The sequence below is a fragment of the Mycolicibacter icosiumassiliensis genome (assembly GCF_900078685.2).
Classification (GTDB): Bacteria; Actinomycetota; Actinomycetes; order Mycobacteriales; family Mycobacteriaceae; genus Mycobacterium; species Mycobacterium icosiumassiliensis.
Genome location: NZ_LT546166.1, coordinates 2644827 through 2670787, shown reverse-complemented (window position 1 = coordinate 2670787; position 25961 = coordinate 2644827). Strand labels below are relative to the sequence as shown.

25 protein-coding genes and 1 pseudogene are annotated in these 25961 nt (G+C 68.3%); 11 read left to right on the top strand and 15 right to left on the bottom strand.

Annotated features, from left to right (window positions below):
• Positions 1-188: 188 nt before the first annotated feature.
• Positions 189-368, bottom strand: coding sequence for a DUF6131 family protein (locus BN4346_RS36815; RefSeq protein ID WP_067973128.1), 180 nt, complete (start codon positions 366-368; stop codon positions 189-191).
• Between the two features lie 272 nt (positions 369-640).
• Between BN4346_RS36815 and BN4346_RS36810 the strand changes: the two genes are divergently transcribed.
• From BN4346_RS36810 to BN4346_RS36800, 3 genes are all read left to right on the top strand, one after another.
• Entirely contained in the window at positions 641-1276 is a 636-nt protein-coding gene (locus BN4346_RS36810; protein WP_078058662.1) for a DUF5666 domain-containing protein, read from the top strand.
• A 111-nt stretch (positions 1277-1387) separates the two neighbouring features.
• Positions 1388-1963, top strand: a complete 576-nt coding sequence (locus BN4346_RS36805; RefSeq protein ID WP_067973123.1) for a helix-turn-helix domain-containing protein — start codon at positions 1388-1390, stop codon at positions 1961-1963.
• Positions 1960-2586, top strand: coding sequence for an RES family NAD+ phosphorylase (locus tag BN4346_RS36800; protein ID WP_067973120.1), 627 nt, complete (start codon positions 1960-1962; stop codon positions 2584-2586). The genes BN4346_RS36805 and BN4346_RS36800 overlap by 4 nt, the downstream gene beginning before the upstream one ends.
• 149 nt (positions 2587-2735) lie before the next feature.
• Here BN4346_RS36800 and BN4346_RS36795 read toward each other — a convergent pair whose 3' ends face one another.
• The 9 genes from BN4346_RS36795 to BN4346_RS36755 form a co-directional block, all read right to left on the bottom strand.
• Positions 2736-4469: an amidohydrolase gene (locus BN4346_RS36795; protein ID WP_067973117.1), complete on the bottom strand. Its 1734-nt coding sequence runs from the start codon at positions 4467-4469 to the stop codon at positions 2736-2738.
• Between the two features lie 100 nt (positions 4470-4569).
• On the bottom strand, positions 4570-5394 hold the full coding sequence (locus BN4346_RS36790) for an MBL fold metallo-hydrolase (protein ID WP_067973114.1): 825 nt from the start codon (positions 5392-5394) through the stop codon (positions 4570-4572).
• A gap of 2 nt (positions 5395-5396) precedes the next feature.
• The gene (locus BN4346_RS36785; protein WP_067973112.1) at positions 5397-5738 is read right to left on the bottom strand and encodes a metal-sulfur cluster assembly factor; all 342 of its coding nucleotides are present in this window, start codon (positions 5736-5738) and stop codon (positions 5397-5399) included.
• Positions 5735-6232 (bottom strand): Fe-S cluster assembly sulfur transfer protein SufU, encoded by a 498-nt coding sequence (gene sufU, locus BN4346_RS36780; protein WP_067973110.1) that lies wholly within the window; start codon positions 6230-6232, stop codon positions 5735-5737. Before sufU ends, BN4346_RS36785 begins: the two co-directional genes overlap by 4 nt.
• 4 nt (positions 6233-6236) lie before the next feature.
• Entirely contained in the window at positions 6237-7499 is a 1263-nt protein-coding gene (locus BN4346_RS36775) for a cysteine desulfurase (protein ID WP_067973106.1), read from the bottom strand.
• 1 nt (position 7500) lies between these two features.
• Complete coding sequence (gene sufC / locus BN4346_RS36770; protein WP_067973103.1) at positions 7501-8295, bottom strand: Fe-S cluster assembly ATPase SufC; 795 nt, start codon at positions 8293-8295, stop codon at positions 7501-7503.
• 34 nt (positions 8296-8329) lie between these two features.
• Positions 8330-9523 carry a Fe-S cluster assembly protein SufD gene (gene sufD, locus BN4346_RS36765; protein WP_078058657.1) on the bottom strand — a complete coding sequence of 398 codons (1194 nt, stop codon included), beginning with the start codon at positions 9521-9523 and terminating at the stop codon, positions 8330-8332.
• Positions 9524-10969: a Fe-S cluster assembly protein SufB gene (sufB, locus tag BN4346_RS36760; protein WP_067973096.1), complete on the bottom strand. Its 1446-nt coding sequence runs from the start codon at positions 10967-10969 to the stop codon at positions 9524-9526.
• A gap of 67 nt (positions 10970-11036) precedes the next feature.
• Positions 11037-11846 (bottom strand): helix-turn-helix transcriptional regulator, encoded by an 810-nt coding sequence (locus BN4346_RS36755; protein WP_067973218.1) that lies wholly within the window; start codon positions 11844-11846, stop codon positions 11037-11039.
• A 160-nt stretch (positions 11847-12006) separates the two neighbouring features.
• Here BN4346_RS36755 and mptB point away from each other — a divergent pair, with 160 nt between their 5' ends.
• The 4 genes from mptB to BN4346_RS36735 are packed head-to-tail and all read left to right on the top strand — an operon-like array spanning position 12007 to position 16429.
• Complete coding sequence (mptB, locus tag BN4346_RS36750) at positions 12007-13713, top strand: polyprenol phosphomannose-dependent alpha 1,6 mannosyltransferase MptB (protein WP_067973092.1); 1707 nt, start codon at positions 12007-12009, stop codon at positions 13711-13713.
• Positions 13710-14648 (top strand): ABC transporter ATP-binding protein, encoded by a 939-nt coding sequence (locus tag BN4346_RS36745; protein ID WP_067973088.1) that lies wholly within the window; start codon positions 13710-13712, stop codon positions 14646-14648. The genes mptB and BN4346_RS36745 overlap by 4 nt, the downstream gene beginning before the upstream one ends.
• Entirely contained in the window at positions 14645-15436 is a 792-nt protein-coding gene (locus BN4346_RS36740; protein ID WP_067973084.1) for an ABC transporter permease, read from the top strand. The genes BN4346_RS36745 and BN4346_RS36740 overlap by 4 nt, the downstream gene beginning before the upstream one ends.
• Before the next feature lie 57 nt (positions 15437-15493).
• The gene (locus BN4346_RS36735; protein WP_067973207.1) at positions 15494-16429 is read left to right on the top strand and encodes a COX15/CtaA family protein; all 936 of its coding nucleotides are present in this window, start codon (positions 15494-15496) and stop codon (positions 16427-16429) included.
• Here BN4346_RS36735 and BN4346_RS36730 read toward each other — a convergent pair.
• Positions 16385-17094: pseudogene (locus BN4346_RS36730) on the bottom strand (hypothetical protein). The gene BN4346_RS36735 and the pseudogene BN4346_RS36730 sit on opposite strands and share 45 nt — an antisense overlap.
• Positions 17095-17125: 31 nt before the next feature.
• Between BN4346_RS36730 and BN4346_RS36725 the strand changes: the two are divergent.
• Positions 17126-18109, top strand: coding sequence for a quinone oxidoreductase family protein (locus BN4346_RS36725; protein WP_067973210.1), 984 nt, complete (start codon positions 17126-17128; stop codon positions 18107-18109).
• Here BN4346_RS36725 and BN4346_RS50055 read toward each other — a convergent pair.
• From BN4346_RS50055 to BN4346_RS36710, 3 genes are read right to left on the bottom strand one after another with little or no spacing between them, the layout of a single operon-like run.
• A complete protein-coding gene (locus tag BN4346_RS50055) occupies positions 18106-18300 on the bottom strand; it encodes a PPW family C-terminal domain-containing PPE protein (protein ID WP_096867531.1) in 195 nt (64 codons plus the stop codon). The two genes, BN4346_RS36725 and BN4346_RS50055, sit on opposite strands and share 4 nt — an antisense overlap.
• Positions 18300-19556, bottom strand: a complete 1257-nt coding sequence (locus BN4346_RS36715; RefSeq protein ID WP_096867529.1) for a PPE family protein — start codon at positions 19554-19556, stop codon at positions 18300-18302. Before BN4346_RS36715 ends, BN4346_RS50055 begins: the two co-directional genes overlap by 1 nt.
• A 44-nt stretch (positions 19557-19600) precedes the next feature.
• Complete coding sequence (locus tag BN4346_RS36710) at positions 19601-20932, bottom strand: PPE domain-containing protein (RefSeq protein WP_067973081.1); 1332 nt, start codon at positions 20930-20932, stop codon at positions 19601-19603.
• 173 nt (positions 20933-21105) lie between these two features.
• Between BN4346_RS36710 and BN4346_RS36705 the strand changes: the two genes are divergently transcribed.
• Positions 21106-21585 carry an NUDIX hydrolase gene (locus tag BN4346_RS36705; protein WP_067973203.1) on the top strand — a complete coding sequence of 160 codons (480 nt, stop codon included), beginning with the start codon at positions 21106-21108 and terminating at the stop codon, positions 21583-21585.
• Here the strand turns inward: BN4346_RS36705 and BN4346_RS36700 are convergent.
• Positions 21582-22505 (bottom strand): heme o synthase, encoded by a 924-nt coding sequence (locus BN4346_RS36700; RefSeq protein WP_067973077.1) that lies wholly within the window; start codon positions 22503-22505, stop codon positions 21582-21584. The two genes, BN4346_RS36705 and BN4346_RS36700, sit on opposite strands and share 4 nt — an antisense overlap.
• 206 nt (positions 22506-22711) lie before the next feature.
• Here BN4346_RS36700 and tkt point away from each other — a divergent pair, with 206 nt between their 5' ends.
• Positions 22712-24811: a transketolase gene (tkt, locus tag BN4346_RS36695; RefSeq protein WP_067973200.1), complete on the top strand. Its 2100-nt coding sequence runs from the start codon at positions 22712-22714 to the stop codon at positions 24809-24811.
• A gap of 33 nt (positions 24812-24844) precedes the next feature.
• The gene (gene tal, locus BN4346_RS36690) at positions 24845-25957 is read left to right on the top strand and encodes a transaldolase (protein ID WP_067973074.1); all 1113 of its coding nucleotides are present in this window, start codon (positions 24845-24847) and stop codon (positions 25955-25957) included.
• The last annotated feature ends 4 nt before the right edge of the window (positions 25958-25961 follow it).

Below are 25961 nucleotides of genomic sequence, written 5' to 3'. Positions count from 1 at the left end.
AACGCTCAGGTATCCCGCGGTGTTCCCGGCTGGGCACCCGCGCTGGTGTGGCCGCCAACGGAAGGCGCCGCCGTGGCTCGGCGGCGACTCCCGCTCACGTGCTGCGCGGCGTTTTTGGCCTTGTCGACGATTCCCGTGGGACGTTGCCCTTTCACATAATGGTCAGCTGCAACTGCAGCCAGCCGCCGCTAGTAGTAGTGGCGACGACCACCGACCGCGTGGCCTGCTCTGCTGGCGAACATCAGGATCAGGCCGACAACCAACAGGACGACTCCGATGGCAAAGCAAACGTTCGCGTAGGCGAAGGCAGGGACAAGGGCGGGCAGGACGAGCCCGAGGACGATCAGGATGACTCCGAGGGTGATCATGACAGTTACCCGACTTTCTGGAGGCGCCCATGTCAGCCTCGGCCTGGTGGCAATGGTCTGACTCGTGGGTCGTGCTCACTGGGGGTATGCCCACTTTCCGTTGGCGGCAAACCAATTCCGGGGAACCGTCACGGTGCCGCGTCCCTACCCGGGGAACTTTCCACAGCTCACGCATAGCTCAGAGCAAGGTGGCGGACAGCTGCACCGCCGACGGTGATATGACCTAATACCAGGACAAGCGCACCGGCGAAGTCCACGATTGGAGCATGTTGATGTCTGTCCGTTGTCGCACCACTCTCGCGGTTTTCGCGGTAACCGGAACCACCGCACTGATTTTCCCCGCACTCGCCCACGCGCAGGGCGACCACGTGACGGGTTCGGTCTCCTCGGTGTCCGGCAACACCTTCGAGGTGGCGCGCTCGTCTGGCACCACCACCGTGTCGTTGACCGACAGCACCCGGATCTTCGAGTCGGTGCCCGCACAGCGCGGCGAGATCACCGCCGGCACCTGCATCAGAGCCGGTGGCTCGCCCGACAGCGCCCCGGCCGACAACGGCGCCATCACCGCGAAGTTCGTGGCGATCAGCACCACGGTCGACGGCAAGTGCCCGCAGCGGCCCGCAGCGGCGGCCGACGCCCCGGCGGCCCCGACGCCGCACCACGGCGTCCGCGGTGTGGTCGAGTCCATCTCCGGTGACACCCTCACCGTCGCTGGCCCGTCCGGGCCGACCACGGTCACGCTCAACGACGGCACCCACTTCCGCCGGATGGTCACCGTCAGCGCACCGTCGATCAGCGCTGGAAAGTGTGTCGCCGCCGGCGGGACCAACGACGGCGACGGCGTGCTGCAGGCGGCCCGGGTCACTGTGTGGGCCGGCGACGGCACCTGCCCCGAGCCGCCCGCGTAGCGCCGGTGACGCCGACGCTGCCCAGGCCGCCTGTAGGTGACCCGTGGCAGTGCCCGGTGACGCATACGACCAAATCGCACACTAGCGCACGCTGATGCTAGGCTATGCGATATGAGCACGGCCTTGGACGCACTGCTGGCCAAGCACCACCTCGACCTCACCAGCGACGAGGTCCTCGCTGAACTGGACTCCGCATTCACCGCGGTCCCCGGTGCCGACGCCGCACCGCTGTCCGCGGCGGAGGTGGAGTTTCTCCGCCGGGACGGCGGTGCGGCCGCGGCGATCGACGGCTGGTCCGCGACTCAGGAGCGTCAGACCCGCTCCCGCAACGCAGTACGCGAACTCGCCCAGGCACTCTCCGAATCGGTCACCATCAAGGAAGCAGCCACCATCCTGAGCGTGGATCGCTCGCGGGTGTCACGGCGTATCACCGGAAACACTCTGTGGGCGTTCGATCTTCGGGGGACTCGACGCATTCCGCGCTGGCAGTTCCTCGACGACAGCCTGCTCCCCGGTCTGGACACTGTGGTTCCGGCAGTACCGCCCGGAACCACCCCGGCGGTGTTGGGCGCGTTCATGCACACCGCGCAACCGGACTTCGACGGCCGGACCCCGATCGACTATCTCGCGGCCGGTGGCGACCCCACCGTGGTCGCGGGTTTCCTCGCCGATCTCGCGCGCTGGTGATCCCGCGACCGAAACCGAAGGCTCCGCAGAGGCCACCCCGGCCCCTGGTCTGCGAACCCACCGATGTCATCGACTACACCGGCATCTTGTGGCGAGTCCACCGCACCACCGGTGCGCATGTACTGCCGTGGAATGCGTTGCGCACCTGTGGCCCGCTGCCGTCGATGCGGTGGGATCCGCATCCCGGCTCGCGACCCGGCCCGCATGTCGAGGGTGTGCTCTACGCGTGCACCGACGTTGCGACCGCCCTCGCCGAGGTATTCCAGGCAACGCGGGTGATCGACACCCGCGCCGGGGCGCCGCGACTCACCGCGTGGGAGCCAATTCGGCCGCTGCGGTTACTCGACCTGTCCGGGACCTGGCTGATCCGCAACGGCGCATCCGCGGCGCTAATTACCGCATCCCGCTCAACCTGTCGGCACTGGGCATGCGCAATTCATACCGCGTGGCCGCACCTTGACGGCCTCGCCGTGCCCTCGACGATGACCAACCGCCCGAACGTCGTGCTATGGATCGCCGAGTCGCTGCCCGACTCTCCGTCGTTCTCCCGGAATTTGGCGCATCCGCTGGTGTGGTCGATAGCGCAGGCATCGGCAGCAACCATCGGCTACCGCATCCTCTGAGTGGCGGTTTCCCTCAAAGACACCCCTGAGCTCGACCGTCCGGGTCGATCCGATGACAACTCGTCATGGGGTGTGCTCACCCCCGGTCAATCGGGCATGGCGCTGGGCGTTCGGATGATGCCGGAACGACTGGGTTTCGATACCCGCAGCTACCCCAGCACCTTCCCGTAGGTCTGCCGCCCCATCAGATAGGTGGCCTCCACCGCCACGTCACGCAGTTCGGCCGGCGGAACACGACGCGGGTTGTGCGACAGCACCACCAGATCGGCGTACTTGCCGGGTTCCAGGCTGCCGATCTCGGTGTCCAACCGCAGCTGCCAGGCCGCGTTGAGCGTCTGCGCCTTGATCGCCGCGTCGACGCCGATGCGCTGCTCGGGGGCCAGCACCCGGCCGCTGCCCTTGGCGATCCGGTTGACCGCGGTGGCGATGTTGCCGATCGGGTTGGGCGGGGTGACGGTGCCGTCATTGTGGAACGACAGGCGCAGACCTGCATCCAAGGCCGACCGCGCCGACATCCAGTGCGAACCGTGTTCCAGACCGAACAGCTTGTCCACCAACGCATCTCCCCAGAAATAGATGTGCTCGATGAACAGGCTCGGGGTGATTCCCAGCTGCGCGGCCCGCGCGAACTGATCGGGACGCATGGCGCCGACGTGTTCGATCCGGGGCCGTAACGCCGGGGGTGTGCGCGCCTGTTCGAAAGCATCCAGCACCACGTCGATCGCGGCATCACCCTGGACATGGCAGGAAAGCTGCCAGTGTTGATCGACGAAGGCCTTGGTCAGTTCCTGGATCTGCTCGGGCGGGTAGTTCATCCGGCCGCGGTGGTCGGGTCCCAGGCCCATGCTCGCGGTGGTGGCGTTGGTCAGATACGGGAATGTGGTGAAGATGTTGCCCTGCCAGGGCGAACCGTCCGCCCACATCTTCATCCCGATCTTGTCGAACAGCACGTCGGCGCGGGCCCGCCGGCCACGAACATTCTTCGGATCCGCCGCCAGGTCGGGGGTGCCGATCTCGTAGGCACGGACCCGCACCGCGCAGTCGGCCTGCTGGGCGAGCTTGCCGAATACCTCGGATTGCGCACGCGCGTCATAGGAATGCTCGGTGGCGGTGGCGATTCCCGCGCGAGCGAGTTGGGCGTAGGCCCAGCGCAGATTGTCCCCGGCGTTGGCCATGATCGCGCCGGAGAACGGCGCCACCAGCGCCATCACCGCCGCCGCTTCGCGCACCTCGCCGGTCAACTGTCCGTCGGGTCCGTGGATGTATTGCGCCCCGGCCGGGTTGGGGGTGGTCTTGGTGATACCGGCCGCGGTGAACGCGGCGGTATTGCCGTAGGCGGCGTGGCCGCTGTCGGAAATGATCACCACGGGGTTGTTCGGGGAGAGCCGGGATAGCTCGCTACGAGTGAAGGGCCGCAGCCCGGTCTGCAGCAGCGGATCCACCCCGTTGAGCAAGATCGGCTGGCCCTTGGGCGTGTCCGCCACGGCCTCGGCCAGCTTCGCGAACACCCCGCTCGCAGTCGGCACCGTGAAAGGACGCACGTCGATGGCCGGCGGCGCCAGGGTGGAGCCCATCTCAAAGGGATGACCGTGCGGCTCCACGAACGCCGGCAGCAGCGCGCGGCCGCGCAGGTCGACGACGGTGGTTCCCGACCCGCGCAGTCGCAGTACCTCGTCCGCAGTGCCGACCTGGCTGATCCGTCCGCCGGTGACGGCGAGTGCTTCGGCCTCCGGGGCGCCGGGAGCCACCGTCACCACCGGTCCGCCGAGGAAAATGGTGTCGGCTCCCGGCCCCCGCGATCCACATGCAGCGAGCCCGCCGACCGCGGTGCCCGCCGCCGCGGCCGCCATCCCGGCCATGAACCGTCGCCTGCTTGTCGTCACCGTGTCCGCTCGTTTTCCGTCACAGTCACGCGACGAGTATTGCAGCGCCCGTCCCCCGGGCCGCCAGCCGGGACACCTGACAACCCTGACCGGTCCCGCGCTAGGTGAGGTCGTCGTGGTCGCCGCGCGCCCACGCGGCGTGACGGTCCGCCGAGAACCGGATCGCGGCCACCGCATCGGTGTCGATGGTGTTGGTGTGCAACCCGTAGATGCGGTCGAACCGCAATTGCTCCAAGGTGCCGGCCATCCGCTGGGCGACGGCCGCCGACAGCGGAATCCGGTTCGGATAGCTGCGCAAGAAGGCCACCGTGCGCCGGTCGGGGTTCGGGAAGACCGTGTCGCCCACCAGCAGCACACCCCGGCCCTCGGCACCGGCGTCCCAGCATGCGACGGAGCTGCCCGGAAAGTGGCCACCGACTTGAGTCACGGTCAACCCGGCTGCGAGCTCCAGTCGGCCGGACCAGTATCGGATCGCCGGGTCCGGGCGCTTCACCCACTGCATGTCGGCGGCGTTGACGTACACCGGCACGCCGCCGAGTCGTCGGCCCCATTCCACTTGGGCGCCGAACATGTGCGGGTGGCTGGCGACGACACCGAGCACCGGGCCCTGTTCGAGCGCCGCGGCCACCCCGGCGTCATCGACGAATCCCGAGGGATCCCACAGCATGTTGCCGCTGGGGGTGCACACCAGCTTGCCCAGTTGACCGATACCGAGCGGCGGATTGCTGCCGATCCCGATCAGCCCGGGTTCCAGTTCAAAGGAGTAGGACTGCATGCCTTCGACCACCAATGTGTCCAAGGTGGCCCAGTGTTGGCCGTCCGACGGCACCCATTGCCGGTCGTCCGCGCAGATCGCACACACCTGCGGCGTGGCCTCGTGTTCGACACCGCAGGTCCGGCAGAGCCAGAACTCGGATGCCGGCACGGTCAGACCGTGAAGCCGACTGCCCGCATCATTTCGCGGCCCTCGTCGGTGATCTTGTCCGGTCCCCAGGCGGGTTCCCAAACCCAGTTGACGTCGGCCTTCTTGACCAGACCGGTACCCACCGTGGCGTTCTGGATCTGCTCGACGATCATGTCCTGCAGCGGGCAGGCCGGTGAGGTGAGCGTCATGGTGACGACCGCGACCTGGCCGTCTTCGTCCTGCCGGATGGACAGGTCGTACATCAGGCCCAGGTCCACGACGTTGATGCCGATCTCGGGGTCGATGACGTCGTGCATCGATTCCTCGAGTTCGGCGAGCAGCTCGTCCGGCCCCAATTCGCTCATCGGTTCATCTCCTGGGTTGAGACACTGACGGATGCCAACGTCTGTTCTTCTGTCTTCGAAAGTGTTTGCGCTAACGCATCTTTGAACGCCATCCAGCCAAGCAGCGCGCACTTGACTCGGGCCGGGTACTTGGCTACCCCGGCGAAGGCGATGCCGTCGCCGAGCACCTCCTCGTCGCCTTCCACGGCGCCCCGCGAGGACACCATCTCGTGGAATGCATCGAATGTCGTCAAGGCCTGCTGCACCGTCAAACCGATCACCTGGGTGGCCAGCACCGAGGTCGCCGCCTGCGAGATCGAGCAACCCTGCCCGTCGTAGGAGACATCGGCGATCTGCGTACCGTCGGGCGACAGCGCCACCCGCAGAGTCAGTTCGTCACCGCAGGTGGGGTTGACGTGGTACACCTGCGCGCCGTAAGGCTCCCGCAGACCGCGATGCTGCGGATGCTTGTAGTGATCGAGGATCACCTCTTGATAGAACTGCTCAAGACGCAACGTCTCACACTCCCCCGAAGAATTCCACGGCCCGGCGAACGCCCGCCAACAGGCGCTCCACCTCCTCGTGAGTGTTGTACACCGCGAACGACGCCCGGGCGGTGGCAGCCACATTGAACTTGCGGTGCAACGGCATTGCGCAGTGGTGGCCCACCCGGACCGCGACACCGTCGTCGTCGAGCACCTGACCGACATCGTGCGCGTGCACCCCGTCGATCACGAACGACACCGGCGAGCCGCGGTCGATCGTCGTCGTCGGCCCAACGATGTGCACCCCGGGAATGCCGGCGAGCCCCTCCAGTGCGGCGGCCACCAGCTCACGTTCGTGAGCGGCCACCACGTCCATCCCGATCGCCTCGAGATAGCGAGCCGCCGCGGCCAGCCCAACGACCTGCGAGGTCATCGGCGTGCCTGCCTCGAAACGTTGCGGGGCCGGCGCGTAGGTGCTCGACGCCATCGTGACCGTCTCGATCATCGACCCACCGGTGAGGAAGGGGGGCAGCGCCGCCAACAGCTCCCGCCGACCGTAAAGCACCCCGATCCCGTTGGGCCCCAGCATCTTGTGCCCGGAGAACGCCGCGAAATCCACACCCAAGGCGTGGAAGTCGACCGGCTGGTGCGGAACGGACTGGCAGGCGTCCAGCACGGTGAGTGCACCCACCGCGCGGGCCCTCGACACCAGCTCGTCGACCGGGGCCAACGCGCCAGTCACGTTCGAGTGATGAGTGAACGCAACGACTTTGACCCGCTCGCCGAGTTCCAGCGAGTCCAGGTCGATACGCCCGTCGGGCGTCACCTCGTACCACTGCAGGGTCGCACCGGTGCGCCGCGCCAGCTCCTGCCAGGGAATCAGGTTGGCGTGGTGTTCCAGTTCGGTGGTGACGATGACGTCGCCCGGGCCGACAGCCGCCTCGAAGCGGTCGTCGCCGAGCACATAGGACACCAGGTTCAACGATTCGGTGGCGTTCTTGGTGAACACCAGCTCGTCCGGATCCGCGCCGACGAAGCGCGCGATCGCAGACCGGCCGTCCTCGTAGGCGTCGGTGGCCTCCTCCATCAACTGGTGCGCCCCGCGGTGCACCGCGCCGTTGGAGTTCAGCAGGAACTCACGCTCCGCCTCGAGCACCGGCAGCGGACGCTGCGAGGTGGCTCCGGAGTCCAGGTAGGCCAGCCGGCTTCCGCCTCGCATGACCCGGTTCAGGATCGGAAAGTCCGCCCGAATCGCGGCGAGGTCCGGCACCGCCGGACGACTGACCGACACCGTCATGTCACGCCTCCGCCGCCGCCTCGGCCGCTGCCTCAGCGAAGCGCTCGTAGCCGTTCGCCTCCAGCTCGTCGGCGAGCTCCGGCCCGCCCGACTCGACGATCCGCCCGCCGGCGAAGACGTGCACGAACTGCGGCTGGATGTAGCGCAAGATACGGGTGTAGTGCGTGATCACCAGCACGCCACCGTTCTCCGCCTGCTGGTAGCGATTCACCCCTTCGCTGACCACTCGCAGCGCGTCGACGTCCAGGCCGGAGTCGGTCTCGTCGAGGATGGCGATCTTCGGCTTGAGCAGGCTCAGCTGCAGGATCTCGTGGCGCTTCTTCTCACCGCCGGAGAAGCCCTCGTTGACGTTGCGTTCGGCGAAAGCGGAGTCGATACCCAAGTCGGCGAACGCCGCGCGCTGCTCCTTGATCCAGGCCCGCAGCTTCGGCGCCTCACCGCGCACGGCGGTCGCCGCGGTGCGCAGGAAGTTCGACATCGACACACCCGGCACCTCGACGGGGTATTGCATGGCCAAAAACAGGCCCGCGCGCGCACGCTCGTCGACGCTCATCGCCAGCACGTCTTCGCCGTCGAGGGTGATCGAGCCGGACGTCACGATGTATTTGGGGTGCCCGGCGATCGCGTAGGACAGGGTGGACTTGCCCGACCCGTTCGGGCCCATCAGGGCATGCGTCTCACCGGAGTTCACCGTCAGGTCGACCCCGTGCAGAATCGGGATGTCGGCCGTGCTGTCGTCGCCGGCGCCGCCGGGCGACACACTCACATGCAGGCCCTTGATTTCCAGTGTGCTCATTGCTGATTCGTGTCCTTAGCTGATGCGTTCGGGTTTATTGGTTCTCGGTGACCGCGAGTTCACGCTCGACGGCCTCGGTGAGGCGTTCCTGCACCGCCGGAACGGGGATCTTGGCGATGATCTCGCCGAAGAAGCCGCGCACGATCAGGCGTCGGGCCTGATCTTCCGGGATGCCGCGCGCCTGTAGGTAGAACAACTGGAGATCGTCGAATCGCCCAGTCGCGCTGGCATGTCCGGCCTGCACGATCTCCCCGGTCTCGATCTCGAGGTTGGGAATCGAGTCGGCCCGGGCGCCGTCGGCAAGTACCAGGTTGCGGTTCACCTCGAAGGTGTCGGTGCCGACACCGGTCGCGCGGATCAGGACGTCGCCGACCCAGACGGTGTGGGCGTCCGGCAGCGCCGAATCCGGGTCGCCCTGCAGCGCACCCTTGTAGAGCACGTTCGAGCGGCAGTTGGGCTGGGCGTGGTCGACCAGCAGTCGCGATTCCAGGTGCTGGCCGTCGTCGGCGAAGTACAGGCCGAGCATTTCGGCGTCGCCACCCGGGCCGTCGAACCGGACCCGCCCGGTCAGGCGTACCAATTCGCCACCCAGCTGCACGGCGCTGTGGCGCAGCACCGCGTCCTTGCCCAGCGCCGCGTGGTGCATGGTGACGTGGACCAAGTCCGCGGCGGCGTCGGCGATCCAGACCACGGTCAGGTGTGCGCCGTCGCCGACCACGAATTCGACGTTGTCGGCGTAGGTTCCGCTGCCCCGCACGTCGATCACGACGGTTGCCCGCGACAGTTCCTCAGCGCGCAGCTGAAGGTGGCCGTAGGCCGTCGCTCCGGAACCTGGGCCGGTGACCGTGATCTCGATGGGCTCCTCGACGATCGCTTCCTTGGGCACGGTGACCACCGTCGCCTCACGGAACGCCGAGAAGGCCTGGGCGGCAATGCGGTCCGCGGGTGCACCTGCGGCACCCAGCCGGTCGTCGCCGCGCGCCACCGTCTCGGTCCGCACGGCGTCCGGGCCGAGGACTTCGATGTCGGCGGAGGCATCGGCGACCGCGGAGCCGTCGTGCAGGCCGCGCAGCCGGCGCAGCGGGGTGAACCGCCACACCTCATCGCGACCGTGCGGCACCTCGAATGCCTCGACGTCGAACGAGGTGAATGCGGTGCCCTTGGTGGCACCTTCGACCGCTGCGGTCAGGTTGGCCGCCGGGGCGGACGTCACACCAGTCGAAGTCACCTAGCCCACCGAGCCTTCCATCTGCAGCTGGATCAGCTTGTTCAGTTCCAGCGCATATTCCATCGGCAGTTCCTTGGCGATCGGCTCGACGAAGCCGCGCACCACCATCGCCATTGCCTCGTCCTCGGTCAGCCCGCGGCTCATCAGGTAGAACAGCTGGTTTTCGCTGACCTTCGACACGGTGGCCTCGTGGCCGACGGTGACGTCGTCCTCACGGATGTCGACGTAGGGGTAGGTGTCGCTGCGGCTGACGCTGTCGACCAGCAGCGCATCGCATTTCACGCTCGACTTCGCGCCGTGCGCACCCTTGTGGATCTCCACCAGCCCCCGGTAGGAGGACCGACCGCCGCCGCGCGCCACCGACTTGGAGACGATGTTGCTCGACGTGTGGGGCGCCAGGTGCAGCATCTTGGCGCCGGTGTCCTGATGCTGGTCTTCGCCGGCGAATGCCACCGAGAGCACCTCGCCCTTGGCGTGCTCGCCGGTCATCCACACCGCCGGGTACTTCATGGTGACCTTCGAGCCGATGTTGCCGTCGACCCACTCCATGGTGGCGCCGGCCTCGGCCCGGGCCCGCTTGGTGACCAGGTTGTAGACGTTGACCGACCAGTTCTGGATGGTGGTGTAGCGGCAGCGACCACCCGGCCTGACGACGATCTCCACCACCGCCGAGTGCAGCGAGTCCGACGAGTAGACCGGCGCGGTGCAGCCCTCGATGTAGTGCACGTAGGCGTCTTCGTCGACGATGATCAGGGTGCGCTCGAACTGGCCCATATTCTCGGTGTTGATCCGGAAGTAGGCCTGCAGCGGGATGTCGACCTGCACGCCCTTGGGCACGTAGATGAACGATCCCCCGCTCCACACAGCGGTGTTGAGCGCGGAGAACTTGTTGTCCCCGGCCGGGATCACCGTGGCGAAGTGCTCCCGGAACAGATCCTCGTGCTCCTTGAGCGCGGTGTCGGTGTCGAGGAAGATAACCCCTTGCGCCTCAAGGTCTTCGCGGATCTTGTGGTAGACGACCTCGGACTCGTACTGGGCCGCCACGCCACCGATGTAGCGCTGCTTCTCGGCCTCCGGGATGCCCAGCCGGTCGTAGGTGTTGCGGATGTCGTCGGGCAGGTCGTCCCAGGTCTGGGCCTGCTTCTCGGTGGACCGGACGAAGTACTTGATGTTGTCGAAGTCGATACCGGACAGGTCCGAGCCCCAGTTGGGCATCGGCTTCTTCAGGAACGTCCGGTAGGCCCGCAGGCGTGCCTCGAGCATCCACTCCGGCTCGTTCTTCTTCGCCGAGATGTCGCGCACCACGTCCTCGGAGATACCCCGCTGGGCGGCCGCACCGGCGGCGTCGCTGTCGGACCACCCGAATTCGTACCGGCCCAGCGACGCGATCGTCTCTTCCTGGGTCGGCTCCGCGGTTGCTTCGGTGGCCTCCGGCGTGAGTGTCATGGTGACGCTCCTTCGGTGTTCGTGATGGCTTCGGCGCAGGGTGTGCGCCGAAGGTCGGTCGATGCTGCTAATGCTGTTTTTTGACGGTCCCGGCTGCGATGGATTTGCCGGCCTTGACGGCCTTAGCGCTCCGGTTGGTCAGTGGCACATGGGTGGTGCAGACGTAGCCGCCGTCGGCGATGGTGGCCAACCGCTGCACGTGGGTGCCCAGCACCTCGGCCATCGCCTGCCGTTCGGCCTGGCACAGCTCCGGGAACTCCTTGGCGACGTTGGCCACCGGGCAGTGGTGCTGCAGGATCTGCACCCCCGGTACGCCACCCTCCACTCGCGCGGTGGTGGCGGCGTAACCGGCCTCGGTCAGCGCGCCGGCGATGCGTTGCGCGGTGACCTCCAGGTCGCCGTCGTCGTCGCTGCCGCTGCCGGCTGCGACGGCCGCCACCTTGGCCAGGATGGCGTCGATGCGCTGGCGCGCGAAGTCCACCACCGCGTCTTCTCCGCCGATCTTGCGCAGTTGGCGCATAGCGGCCACCGCGAGGTCGTCATAGCGGTGACCGAGCTTGCCGCGGCCGGCCTCGGTGAGCTGGAACCGCTTCGCCGGACGCCCGCGCCCCACCTGCTGCCAGGACGCCGCCGCATGCGCCTCGGCGTCACCCATCTCGATCAGGGCATCCAGGTGGCGACGCACCCCGGCGGCCGACAAGCCCAAGCGGGCGCCGATCTCCCCGGCGGTGATCGATCCGGATTCCATCAGCAGGCGTACCACCGCGTGACGCGTGTCGTGGCCGCTGGCGACATCGGCCGCCAGCGGGGTGCCCACCATAACCGCACCGCCGGGGCCCTGCCCGGCGACTTCGGTTGCGGCGTGCACCTCCCCCATTTCGGAGGCCTCGATTTTCACAACACCAGTGTGACGCAATTCCAGGGCGCGGTCTAGAAAGGGTTACCTCAGTTCAGCCCAGATCGGCCGTTGCGCTGATCACATCCCGCGCGGCGCCGGGCGTCCCCAGGCATCGAAGAGCGGCCGTTAGGCTGCGGGGATGGCCCTCCGCCGGCACTCGCTGAGCACGTCGATCGCGCACTTGCACGGCGACGAGCGCACCGTCGGCTCCCCGCTCAACGCCGCTGAGCTGGTCGCATTGCGGCGCACTCGCCTCTTCGGCGCCACCGGCACCATGCTGATGGCCATCGGTGCGCTCGGGGCGGGTGCGCGGCCGGTCGTGCAGGACCCGACCTTCGGGGTCCGGCTGCTGAACCTGCCGTCACGGCTGGCCACGGTGGCCCTGACCATGACCACCACCGGCGCGGTGATGATGGCGCTGGCCTGGCTGATGCTGGGGCGGTTCGCCCTGTCGTCGTCGCCGGTGGGAAACCGCCGGATGTCGCGCAGCCAGCTCGACCGCACCCTGCTGCTGTGGATGCTGCCGCTGCTGGTCGCCCCACCGATGTACAGCAAGGACGTCTACTCCTACCTGGCGCAGAGCCAGATCTCCCGACTGGGCCTGGACCCCTATCGGGTGGGCCCGGCGTCGGCCCTGGGCCTGGACCACGTTTTCACCCTGTCCGTGCCCAGCCTCTGGCGGGAGACGCCGGCGCCCTACGGGCCGCTGTTCTTGTGGATCGGCCGCGGAATCTCGGCGTTGACCGGCGAGAACATCGTCACCGCGGTGCTGTGTCACCGGGTGGTGGTGCTGCTCGGGGTCGGATTGATCATGTGGGCGGTGCCGCGCCTGGCGGCGCGCTGCGGGGTCGCCGAGGTCAGCGCCCTGTGGCTCGGCGCCGCCAATCCGCTGCTGCTGATGCATCTGGTCGCCGGCATCCACAACGAGGCGTTGATGCTCGGACTCATGCTGACCGGCACGGAGTTTGCGTTGCGCGGGATCACCGCGGCCAAACCCCTGTGGCCTGATCTGAGCCGGCGCCCCAACCGGCACGACTGGGCGCCGCTGTCCGAGCTGCTCACCGGAGCCGTGCTGATCACGCTGTCATCGCAGGTCAAGCTGCCATCGCTGCTGGCGCTCGGTTTTGTCGCGATGGCGCTGGGCTGGCGGTGGGGCGGCGATCTGCGGGCATTTCTGCTGGCCGGCACGGGCATGGCCGCGCTGGCGGCAGCGGTGACGGGCTTGATCGGCTGGGCCAGCGGGCTGGGCTTCGGGTGGGTCTTCACCCTGGGCACGGCCAACGTGGTGCGCAGCTGGATGTCGCCTCCGACCCTGATCGCCCTGGGCACCGGCCAGGTCGGGATCCTGCTGGGTCTGGGTGATCACACCACCGCGGTGCTCTCGCTGACCCGTGCCATCGGTGTCCTGATCATCGCGGTGCTGGTGGTGTGGCTGCTGCTGGTGGTGTTCAACGGCCGGTTGCATCCGGTCGGTGGGCTCGGCGTGGCGCTGGGCATCACGGTCCTGCTGTTTCCGGTGGTCCAGCCGTGGTACCTGCTGTGGGCGATCATCCCGCTGGCCGCCTGGGCGACCCGCCCGAACTTCCGGATCGCGGTGATCGCGGTGACGCTGGTGGTGGGCATCTTCGGCCCGACCGCCAACGGCGACCGTTTCGCCCTGTTCCAGATCGTGGACGCCACCCTGGCCAGCGCCGTCGTGGTGCTGGGGTTGTTCCTGCTGACCTACCGGCGGCTGCCGTGGCGTGAGTTGCCGGCCGAATCAGACCACCCGACGGGCGGTGCACCGAGCGAGGAACCGACCCCGCGGCCGGCCGCTGCCACCGACGCTTACGCTGATTCTCCGTGAACTCAGCTGTCGCGGTGCGCTTGCGCGGGGTGCGCAAGCGTTACGGGACCGGTCCTGCTGCGATCGAAGCGGTCGCCGGCCTCGATTTCGACGTCCACACCGCCGAAGTTTTCGCGCTACTCGGCCCCAACGGCGCCGGGAAGACGACCACGGTCGAGATGTGCGAGGGCTTCGTCCGCCCGGACGCCGGAACCATCGAAGTGCTCGGCTTGGACCCGGTCGCCGACAATGACCGGCTTCGGGAGCGCATCGGGGTGATGCTGCAGGGCGGCGGCGGCTACCCGGCCGCACGCGCCGGGGAGATGCTCAAGCTGGTGGCGTCCTATTCGGCCAACCCGCTGGATCCGCAGTGGTTGCTGGACACCCTGGGCCTGACCGATGCGGCGCGCACCACCTACCGCCGGCTCTCCGGCGGGCAGCAGCAGCGGCTCGCGTTGGCCTGCGCCCTGGTCGGCAGGCCGGAGCTGGTCTTCCTCGACGAGCCGACCGCCGGCATGGACGCGCACGCCCGACTGCTGGTGTGGGAGCTGATCGATGCGTTGCGCCGTGACGGCGTGACCGTGGTGCTCACCACCCATCACCTGCGTGAGGCCGAAGAGCTGGCCGACCGATTGCTGATCATCGACCACGGCGCGGTGGTCGCTGCCGGGACGCCGGCGGAGTTGACCCGCAGCGGCGCTCAGGGGCAGCTGCGGTTCACCGCACCCCCGCGACTGGATCTGTCGTTGCTGATCATGGCGTTGCCGGAGGGCTATCGGGCCAGCGAGGTGCTGCCCGGTGAATACCTCGTCGAAGGAACGGTCGACCCCCAGGTGCTGGCAACCGTGACCGCGTGGTGCGCCCGCCTGGATGTGCTGGCCACCCAGCTGCGGGTCGAGCAGCGCAGCCTCGAAGACGTGTTCTTGGAGCTGACCGGACGGGAGCTACGCGCATGAGCGCTACCGAGCGGGTCTTCGCGCCCGGCACCTTCACCCCCGACCCTCGTCCGGCCAGCGTGCCGGCGATGCTGGCCGCGCAGTACCGGTTGGAGCTGACCCTGCTGCTGCGCAACGGCGAGCAGCTGCTGTTGACGATGTTCATTCCGATCACCCTGCTGATTGGGCTGACGGTGCTGCCGCTGGGGCCGTTCGGCGAGGGCCAGGCTGAACGCGCCACCACCGTGCTGCCGGTGATCATGTCGCTGGCGGTGATCGCCACCGCGTTCACCGGGCAGGCGATCGCCGTGGCGTTCGACCGGCGCTACGGGGCACTGAAACGACTGGGCGCCACGGCGCTGCCGGTCTGGGGCGTCATCGCCGGCAAATCCCTGTCGGTGGCCACGGTCGTTCTGCTGCAGTCCGTGCTGCTGGGGGCGATCGGCGCGGTGCTGGGCTGGCGGCCGACACTGACCGGCCTCGGCCTGGGTGCGGTGGTCATTGCGCTCGGTACCGCCTGTTTCGCGGCGTTGGGGCTGCTGCTCGGCGGCAGCCTGCGCGCCGAGATCGTGCTGGCCGGCGCCAACCTGATGTGGTTCGTGTTCGGCGGGTTCTCCGCGCTGACGGTGGAGACCGACCTGGTGCCCGGCGCACTCCGCTGGCTCGCCCGGCTGACCCCGTCGGGGGCGCTCACCGAGGCGCTGGCACAAGCGCTGAGCGTCTCGGTCGACTGGTTCGGTCTCGCGGTGGTGACGGTGTGGGGCCTGTTGGCCGCGGTCGGTGCGGTGCGGTGGTTCCGGTTCAGCTGACCTACTACGGGATGTAGTTACCGATCCTCTACGATCAGGCCCGTGGGACGGTTCCTGATGCGCCTGGTGGACCTGCTGCCCGAACCGGGCCTGCGTACGCAGCGATGGCTGGCCGCCGCGGTCGTCTTCACTCAGGGATTCATCTCGGTCACCGGCGCCATCGTGCGGGTCACCGCATCCGGATTGGGCTGCCCGACGTGGCCGCAGTGCTTCCCGGGCAGCTACGTCCCGGTGGCCGTCTCGGAAGTTCCGCGGATTCATCAGGCCATCGAGTTCGGCAACCGGATGGTCACCTTCGCGGTCGTGATCACCGCGGCGCTGGCCGTACTGGCCGTCATCCGGGCCCGGCGACGCACCGAGGTACTGGTCTACGCCTGGCTGATGCCCGGCTCCACGGTGCTGCAGGCGGTGATCGGTGGGATCACGGTACGCACCGGGCTGGCGTGGTGGACCGTGGCCGTGCACCTGCTGGTCTCCATGCTGATGGTGTGGCTGGCGGTGCAGTTCTACGCGAAAGTCGGCCAGACCGACGACGAATCGGCGGTGGTGACCTACCGGGTCCCGGGGCCGTTGCGCGGGTTGACCGCCCTGTGTGCCGCCACGCTGGCCGCGGTGCTGGTGACCGGCACCCTGGTGACCGGCGCCGGCCCGCACGCCGGCGACAAGAGCGCGGCCCGCACGGTGGCCCGCCTCAAGGTGGAGGTCGCCACGCTCGCCCACCTGCACGAGTCGCTGCTGATCGGATTCCTCGGCCTGCTGGTGGGACTGGCCTTCGGGCTGGCCGCAGTGCAAGCGGCCAAGCCGGTGATCCGCCGGCTGGCGGTGGTGACCGTACTGACCTTCGCTCAGGGGCTGATCGGCGTGGTCCAGTACTTCACCGGCGTGCCGGCTGTGCTGGTCACCCTGCACGTGGCGGGTGCGGTGCTGGTCACCGGCGCGACTGCGGCGCTATGGGCGTCGTTGCGCCAGCGGACCCAGCCCGAGTCGCTCTAGCGCGGCCCCGACCTCGACGGCGAAGCGGCGCTGCGCCCGGTCTCGTTCGTCGGCGTCCAGCTCGCTGAAGCCCAGTTGCGGCGCAATCAAATCCAAGCCGACCAGGCGCGCATCCGCGGCGGTTCCGGCTACCTCGACGCGCGCGTAGAGCAGCTCTTCGATCCGGATGCTCAGGCGTTCGGCGGCCGAACGGAGGGCAGCACGTCCGACATCCCACAGTTCGAAATCCGGGTCGGAGCCTGCGGCGCCGAATGCGTGCGATCGGCCGGCGCCGAAAAACACCAGTGCGCTCAGCTCTGCCGGCGGCCGCCCCGCCAACGTCTGCACCCCATCGCACTGCAGGTCCGCCAGGTAGCGACGGTCGGCGTTCCAGGCCACCGCTTCCGGCGGGTTCAGCAGATGGGCCACCCGCATCGTCCACTTCGTGAATTCGGCGTGCCGGGCTGGGTCGCCGCCGGCGGTACGCAGGATCACCAGGTCCGCTTCCAGCGTCTCCGGGTCGTCCCAGGGCAATCGGCGGGCGTGTAGCCCTCGGTGGCGCAGGGCCGCGACCAGGCCGGCGTCGTCGTCGGGGCGGCCGCCTCGACTCCCTCGTGGTGACCGCGCCGCGAATCAACCGCCAGCACGATGCGCGGATGGAAGATGTCGGGCCGGGCCAGCTTCATGCAGACCTCACATTCGGAGATGATAGTCACCATGTACGCCGTGGAAGTGGCCGCGACCGGCGGCCCCGAAGTTTTGAACCTTGTCGACAGACCACAGCCCTCCCCTACCTCCGGTGAGGTGCTGATCCGGGTCGAGGCCGTCGGGGTCAACTACATCGACACCTATTTCCGGTCCGGGATCTATCCCGCCGAGCTGCCGTTCGTGGTGGGCAGTGAGGCGGCGGGCACGGTTGCCGAGGTCGGCGCGGGAGTGACCGCACTGGCTGTGGGTGATCGCGTGGTGACGGCGGCTGCGACCGGCGCCTACGCCCAATACTGCACCGCGCCGGCCTCTTTGACGGCCCCCATCCCCGACGGCATCGAAGCCGGGGTGGCCGCAGCCGCGCTGCTCAAGGGCCTGACCGCGCATTACCTGATCAATTCGGTGTATCCCGTGCAGCCCGGCGACACCGTGTTGTTGCACGCCGGCGCCGGCGGGGTGGGACTGATCCTGACCCAATGGGCCACCGCGCTGGGCGCCCGGGTGATCACCACCGTGTCGAATCCGGCCAAGGCCGAGTTGTCGCGGCACGCCGGCGCCGTGGAGGTGCTCGACTATCCCGGTTCGGCCACCGAGGACGCCGCGGCGTTCGGCGCCCGGGTCCGGGAGTTGACCGACGGCGGGGTGGCCGCGGTGTACGACGGGGTGGGAGCGGCGACGTTCGACGCCAGCCTGTCCAGCCTCGCTGTTCGGGGTACCTTGGCGCTGTTCGGCGCGGCCAGCGGTCCGGTGCCGCCGGTCGATCCGCAGCGGCTCAATGCCGCGGGCTCGGTCTACCTGACACGTCCCAACCTGGCTCACTTCACCCGTACTGCACCGGAATTCACCTGGCGCGCGGGCGAACTGTTCGAGGCGATCGGCAGCGGCACGATCACGGTGACGGTGAGTCGGCACTATCCGCTGGCCGACGCGGCCCAAGCCCATCGCGATCTGCAGGGCCGCCAGACGGTGGGCTCGATCGTGCTCGACGCCTAGCGGGCGCCCCAGGTCTCCGGCAGCAGCGGCTGCCGCGGACCGTCGGCGAACTCGGCTGCCGCCAACCGGGTCAGCCCCGGCGGCCGGGAGTGGTCGACGCGTGCGGCGCCGACGCGTCCCAGCTGCCCGGCGCCGTGCTCCGATGCCGGTGCCGATCCCCAGTCCGGGCAGACTCCGACGGTCAGATCCATCACCGCGTCATCGTGGCCGGGCCTGGCCGCGCGTCTGCGGAGTCGCTGGGACCGGCCGCCGGTGGCGCGGGTGCCGGGGCCGGCGGGCTCGCACCGGCCGGGGCGGAAGCCGGCGGTCCGGCGGGCGGGCTGGTCGGTGGTGCCATCGCCGGCGCACCGACCGCGGCGCCCGGCACGTCGGCGACGAACACCGGTGGCGCCGGGGCCGCGGCCACCCCTGGCGGCGGCAGACCCAGTCCGGCCAGACCGGCGAGGCCGCCCAGAGTGCCGGCGGGAGCCACCACGGCACCCGCCACGGCGACGAACAGCGCCGGGGACTGACTGATCGTCGTCGCCAACTGGGCGATGTGGGTCGGCCAGTCGAAGAGCGCCAGCGCCGCAAGGTATTGCAGCGCCGGGATGATCTGGCTCGGATCCTGGGTGATATGGAGGAAGTCCTCGAAAAGCTCGAGGGAACGCGCGAGGTACCAGATGGGTTGCGCGGCATTGGAGTAGTAGTCGTAGACCTGGCCGTTAAGGGTGCCGGCGGCGGGATTCCAGTTGATCCCGAAGTTCTGCAGAAAGTGCGAGACGGCGGTGGTCAGGGCGTTGGAGATCATCGGGTCGTGCGCGGTCACACCGTCTTGGATGCCCAGGCTTTTCAGGATCGGATCGAGGAAATCGAGCAGTCCCTGCAACGGATTTCCCGACGATTGCGGCGGTGATGAGGCCGCTGCCGAATTCTGGATCGGGACCGTCGCGGTGACACCGGGGGTCGCTGCCGCCGACGTTTCGCAGACCGCCGCATAGGTCGCCATCGTGGTGGCGGCCTGCACCCACATCCGAAAGTAGTCGGCCTCGTTGAGCGCAATGGGAATGGTGTTGATGCCAAAGAAATTCGTCGCCACCAACACCCCATGGCTGGCGTGGTTGGCGGCCAGCTCCGGCACCGTCGGCATCGCCGCCAGCGCGGCGGTATAGGCCGCCGCCGTCTGTTCGTGCGCGGCCGCAATCCGGGCGCTGTCAACGCCGGCCCGATACAGCCACGACAGATGTGGCAGATGCGCGGCCTGGTACTGCTCAGCGGCAACACCGCGCCACAGTCCGGTCGCCACCGATGCCAGCAGTGCGGTCAGATCCTGTGCCGCTGCGGCATATGCCCCGCTCAGCGACGACCACGCGCCCGCGGCAGCGAGCAGTGGGCCGGGACCGGGGCCGGAACTGAGCAGCGTCGCATGCACCTCAGGCGGAGACGCCATCCACATAGGCCCGAACATAAGACTTCACTCTAGCGAATCTATAGTTTCGGGTTACCGAACTCCTACCCTTTTTCGTCCGGCCAGCTGCCCGGCAGCAAGGGCATCCGCGGCGCGTCGTCGAATGCACCGCCGGACGTCACCGTCAGCCCCGCGGCAGGCGCGCTGTCGCGGGTCAGCGCGGTCGCCACCCCGTTCTTCCCGCCGTACCTACTCGGCCCGCCCGGTATCGGAACGGGTTCCGGTATGCCCGCCGCCGCCGGCGGGACAGCCGGTGTTGTTGAGGCGCCGAATGCGGCAACGAGATCGGGCGCCGGGACGATCGGCACCGGCGCGGCGACCGGTTGGGGCAGCGCGGCCAGACCCGCCAAACCCGCCAGGCCGCCGACCGCGCCCAGCGGCGCGACGGCCGGGACAGCCAGCGCGGCAACCAGGGCCGGGCTCTGCGCCAGGAATTGGGCCACCTCGAGGATGTGCGTCGGGAAGTCGAACAATTGCCAACTGATGAACCACTGGATGGCCTGTACCGGGTTCTGGGTCAGCAGCTGGCCGAAGTACTGGAAATCCTCCAACAACTCCAGCGCCCGGGCGACCCAGAAGCTCAATTGGGCCGGCTGCGTGTAATAGTCGTAATCGAATCCGTTGAGGGTGCCGCCGGCCGGGTCCCAGTTGTAGCCGAAGTTCTGCAGCAGGTGCGCGATAGCCTGGTCGAGAGCGGTGTTGACGGTAGGGTCGTGGGCCAGCTGACTATTGCCGATGCCCAGCTTCTCCAGCGCATCGACCAGCCACTGCGGCAGACCCAGCGGGTTATCGCCGCCGTCGTCATCGTCGTCGGCCGGTTGCGCGGTCTCTGATTTCACGATCTGCGGTGCCGGCGGCGTCTGCGGCACTGAAGCCACCGCCGCGTCGCTGGCGGCCTGATAGGTCGACATCGTCGTCGCGGCCTGCACCCACATCCGGACGTAGTCGGCCTCGTTGAGCGTGATCGGGATGGTGTTGATCCCGAAGAAGTTGGTCGCCACCAGCACCCCGTGGGTGGCGTGGTTGGCGGCCAGTTCCGGCAATGACGGCATCGCCGCCAGCGCGCTGACGTGGGCCACGGCGGCCATCTCGCACTGGACCGCCGTTGTCGCACTGTCGGCGCTCGCCTGGTTGAGCCACGCCAGGTACGGGGCGTGTGCCGCCACATAGGACTCGCCGCTGGGCCCTTGCCACGCCCCGGCCTGGACGGTTCCCAGTACCGCGATGAGTTCGTCGGCGGCCTCGGTGTACTCGGTACTCAGCGCCGACCACGCGGCGGCGGAGGCCAGCAGTGGGCCTGGCCCCGCTCCGGCACTCAACAGCGCTGAATGCACTTCCGGTGGGGAGGCCAGCCAGATCGGCGCCGCAGCGGTCACGGCCGATCCCCCAGACGCATATTGAACATGATTTTCATTATCAGCAAATTGAATACCGGCGGGGGCGCCCGCACAAGACGCTCCGCCCTCGTGTTACCTGCGCTCATGTTGTGATTTATGCAGGCCTAATGACACAACCATTAACATAAGTGGCCGACTGGCACGATAGTTCCATGCCGACTCCGCAGTTCATCGTCGACCTCCGCGCCCATATCGGCCACGACCCGCTGTGGCTGATCGGCGTGACGGCGGTCGTGGTACGCGGCGAGGAGGTGCTGCTCGTCGAGCGCGCCGACAACGGCATCTGGGCGCCGGTGACCGGGATCGTCGACCCTGGCGAAGAGCCGGCCGACGCCGCAGTGCGCGAGGTCGCCGAGGAGACCGGTGTCACCGCGGTGCCCGAGCGGCTGGCCTGGGTGCACGTCACCCCGCCCGTCACCCATGTCAACGGCGACCGGGCGCAGTACCTCGATCACGTCTTCGTGATGCGATGGGTGGCGGGCGAGCCCTACCCTGCCGACGACGAGAGCACCGACGCGCGCTGGTACCCGCGCACAGCGCTGCCCGACATGCCGGAGCGGATGCGGGTTCGGATCAGCGCGGCGTTCGCAGCGGACCCGCACACCCGTTTCGAGTGGCGCGGTAGGTATTAGAACAGGGTGGGCAGGCCGAGGGCCGAGTCCACCGCCAGCGCGCAGAAGAGCAGTGCGAGGTAATTATTCGACTGCAGGAACAGCCGCAGGGGCTTGACCGGCTCACCGCGACGCACTCCGGCGTAGAGCTGGTGGGCCATGGTCAAGAACCATGCCCCGGCCAGGACCGCCACCGCCGCGTACAGCCAGCCGGCGGCGGGCACCAGCGCCAACGTCGCCAGCACCGTCGCCCAGGTATAGAGGACGATCCGGTGGGTGACGACGCGCTCACTGGCGACCACCGGCAGCATGGGCACCCCTGCCGCCGCGTAGTCCTCCTTGTAGCGCATCGCCAGCGCCCAGGTGTGCGGCGGCGTCCAGAAGAAGATCACCAGAAACATCACCACCGCCGGCCAGCCGATGGTGCCGGTGACCGCCGACCAGCCGATCACCACCGGCATGCAGCCGGCCGCCCCGCCCCACACCACGTTCTGGGAGGTACGCCGCTTGAGCATCATCGAGTAGACCAGCACATAAAACGCGATGGTGGCCGTGGCCAGCAAGCCCGACATCAGGTTCGTGGTACGCCACAGCCACATGAACGAGCCGGCACCGAGCGCCAGGCTGAACACCAGGGCGTTGCGGGTCGGCACTGCGTCGCGAGCCAGCGGACGGCGCGCCGTGCGCTTCATCACCTTGTCGATGTCGGCGTCGACGACGCAGTTCAGCGCGTTGGCGCTGGCGGCAGCGAGCATCCCGCCGATCAGCGTGTTGAAAATCAGCAGCGGATTCACCGTGCCGCGGTCGGCCAGCAGCATCGCCGGAATGGTCGTGACCAGCAACAACTCGATGATCCGGGGCTTGGTCAGCGACAGATACGCCAACAACGTGTTGCGCACGGCGCGTATTCGGCGCGGCTGAGCGCGCTCGCGAATACTCACGTGATGACTCCTAGGATGGCAGCTGCGACGCCAGCTTCTACTACGGACGATGGTAGACCGCTTGGCCAGGTCGTCCGAATCGCAGGGTCAATTCACGGCGAATCCACACGGCGACCGGACCTGCAACACTGCGCGTGCCCGCATTAGGGTGAGAATCAACCAGGCTTGTTGTGAAGACCTATCTCGAAGATGAGGACCCGAAGTTCGTGACCACTGCTGCAGAGATCTCCGCTCTTACCCGCCCGCACCACCCCGCAGACTGGGCCGAGATCGACTCCGTCGCAGTCGACACCGCCCGGGTGCTGGCCGCTGACGCGGTGCAGAAGGTCGGCAACGGCCATCCGGGCACCGCGATGAGCCTGGCCCCACTGGCCTACACGCTGTTCCAGCGGGTGATGCGCCACGACCCGTCCGACACTCACTGGTTGGGCCGCGACCGGTTCGTGCTGTCCTGCGGGCACTCCAGCCTGACCCTGTACATCCAGCTCTACCTCGGCGGTTTCGGGCTGGAACTGGCCGATATCGAAGCGCTGCGCACCTGGGGTTCCAAGACCCCGGGCCACCCGGAGTTCCGCCACACCAAGGGTGTGGAGATCACCACCGGACCACTCGGCCAGGGCCTGGCCTCGGCGGTCGGCATGGCGATGGCCGCCCGCTACGAGCGCGGCCTGTTCGACCCGGACACCGCGCCCGGCGAGAGCCCGTTCGACCACTTCGTCTACGTGATCGCCTCGGACGGCGACATCGAGGAGGGCGTCACCAGTGAGGCGTCCTCGCTGGCCGGCGTCCAGCAGCTGGGCAACCTCATCGTGTTCTACGACCACAACAAGATCTCCATCGAGGACGACACCGCGATCGCACTCTGCGAGGACACCGCGGCCCGCTACCGGGCCTACGGCTGGCACGTCCAGGAGGTCGAGGGCGGCGAGAACGTGACCGGCATCGAAGAGGCGATCGCGGCGGCGAAGGCCGTCACCGACAAGCCGTCGTTCATCTCGCTGCGCACGATCATCGGCTACCCCTCCCCGGGCAAGATGAACACCGGCGCTATCCACGGTTCGGCGCTCGGCGGCGACGAGGTGGCCGCCACCAAGTCCGCACTCGGATTCGACCCGGACAAGGCGTTCGACGTCCGCGAAGACGTGATCACCCACACCCGGGGGCTGGTGGCACGCGGCAAGGCGGCCCACGCCGACTGGCAGGCGCAGTTCGAGTCGTGGGCTGCCCGCGAGCCGGAGCGCAAGGCGCTGCTGGACCGGTTGCTCGCCGGCGAACTGCCCGATGGCTGGGACGCCGAGCTGCCGTACTGGGAGCCCGGCTCCAAGGCCGTTGCCACTCGCGCTGCTTCCGGCAAAGTCCTCAACGCCGTGGGTGCGAAGCTTCCCGAATTGTGGGGCGGTTCAGCCGATCTGGCGGGCAGCAACAACACCACCATGGACGGCGTCAAGTCGTTCGGGCCGGCGTCGATCTCCACCGGCGAATACACCGCCGACCCGTATGGCCGCACTTTGCACTTCGGCATCCGCGAGCACGCGATGGGCTCGATCCTGTCCGGCATCGTGCTGCACGGACCCACCCGCGCCTACGGCGGCACGTTTCTACAGTTCTCCGACTACATGCGGCCCGCGGTGCGGCTGGCGGCGTTGATGGACATCGACCCGATCTACGTGTGGACGCACGACTCGATCGGGCTCGGCGAAGACGGCCCGACGCACCAGCCGATCGAGCATCTGGCGGCGCTGCGTGCCATCCCCCGACTGTCGGTGGTGCGACCGGCGGACGCCAACGAGACGGCCTACGCCTGGCGCACCGTCCTGGCCCGCGGCGCGAGCAGCGGGCCGGTCGGGCTGATCCTGACCCGGCAGAATGTGCCGATCCTGGAGGGCACCGACGCGCTAGGCGTCGCACGCGGCGGCTACGTGCTGGGTGGTCTGGACGCCGCCGCCACCGGCAACCCCGACGTGGTGCTGATCGCCACCGGGTCCGAGGTGCAGCTCGCCGTCGAGGCGCAGAAGATCTTGGCGGCCAAGGACATCAATGCCCGCGTGGTGTCGATGACCTGTCTGGAATGGTTCGAATCACAGCCGGCGGACTACCGCGACGCGGTGCTGCCGCCCGCGGTCTCGGCTCGGGTGGCCGTTGAGGCCGGCATCGCGCAGTGCTGGCACAAGATCGTCGGCGATACCGGCGAGATCGTGTCCATCGAGCACTACGGCGAATCCGCCGACTACCAAACGCTGTTCCGTGAGTTCGGTCTGACCGCCGACGCCGTCGTCGCCGCGGCGATGAGAACCCTGGACAACTGACGTCAATCGAAACCGATTGAGAAGGAGCGCAACATGACTCAGAACCCCAAGCTTGCCGCTCTCAGCGCCGCCGGCGTGTCGGTGTGGCTCGATGATCTGTCTCGCGACCGGCTCACGTCGGGCAACCTGGCCGAGCTCGTCGCCACTCGCAGCGTGGTCGGGGTGACCACCAACCCGACCATCTTCCAGAAGGCGCTGGAGAAGGGGCACGCCTACGACAAGCAGCTGGCCGAGCTGGCCGCTCGCGGCGCCGACGTGGACGCGGTGATCCGCACCGTCACCACCGACGACGTGCGCAACGCCTGCGATGTACTCGCTGCCGCGTGGGAGGCCTCCGATGGCGTGGACGGCCGGGTGTCGATCGAGGTCGACCCCCGCCTGGCCCATGACACCGACAAGACGGTGGCCCAGGCCGTCGAACTATGGAAGATCGTCGACCGGCCGAACCTGTTCATCAAGATTCCGGCCACCAAGGCGGGTCTGCCGGCCATCACCGCGGTACTGGCCGAAGGGATTTCGGTCAACGTCACGCTGATCTTCTCCGTCGAACGGCACCGCGAGGTGATGGACGCCTACCTGGCCGGCCTGGAAGCCGCCAAGGCCGCCGGACACGACCTGGCCAAGATCCACTCGGTGGCGTCGTTCTTCGTGTCCCGGGTGGACACCGAGATCGACGCCCGGCTGGAGAAGATCGGCTCGGCCGAGGCCCTGGCGCTGCGCGGCAAGGCCGGTCTCGCCAACGCGCGATTGGCCTACGCCGCCTACGAGGAAGTTTTCGCCAGCGAGCGCTTCGCCGCGCTGGCGGCCCACGGTGCGCGGGTGCAGCGCCCGTTGTGGGCGTCGACCGGCGTCAAGAACCCGGACTACCCGGACACCCTGTATGTCACCGAGCTGGTCGCGGCCCATACCGTCAACACCATGCCCGAACCGACGCTGGACGCAGTCGCCGACCACGGTGACATCACCGGTGACACCATCACCGGAACCGCGTCGGCATCCCAGCAGGTCTTCGACCACCTCGCCGCGGTGGGCATCGACCTGACCGACGTGTTCTTAGTGCTGGAGAATGAGGGCGTCGAGAAGTTCGAGGCGTCCTGGGGTGAACTGCTGGACGCCACGGCAACGCAGCTCGAAGAGGCTAAGTGATCTG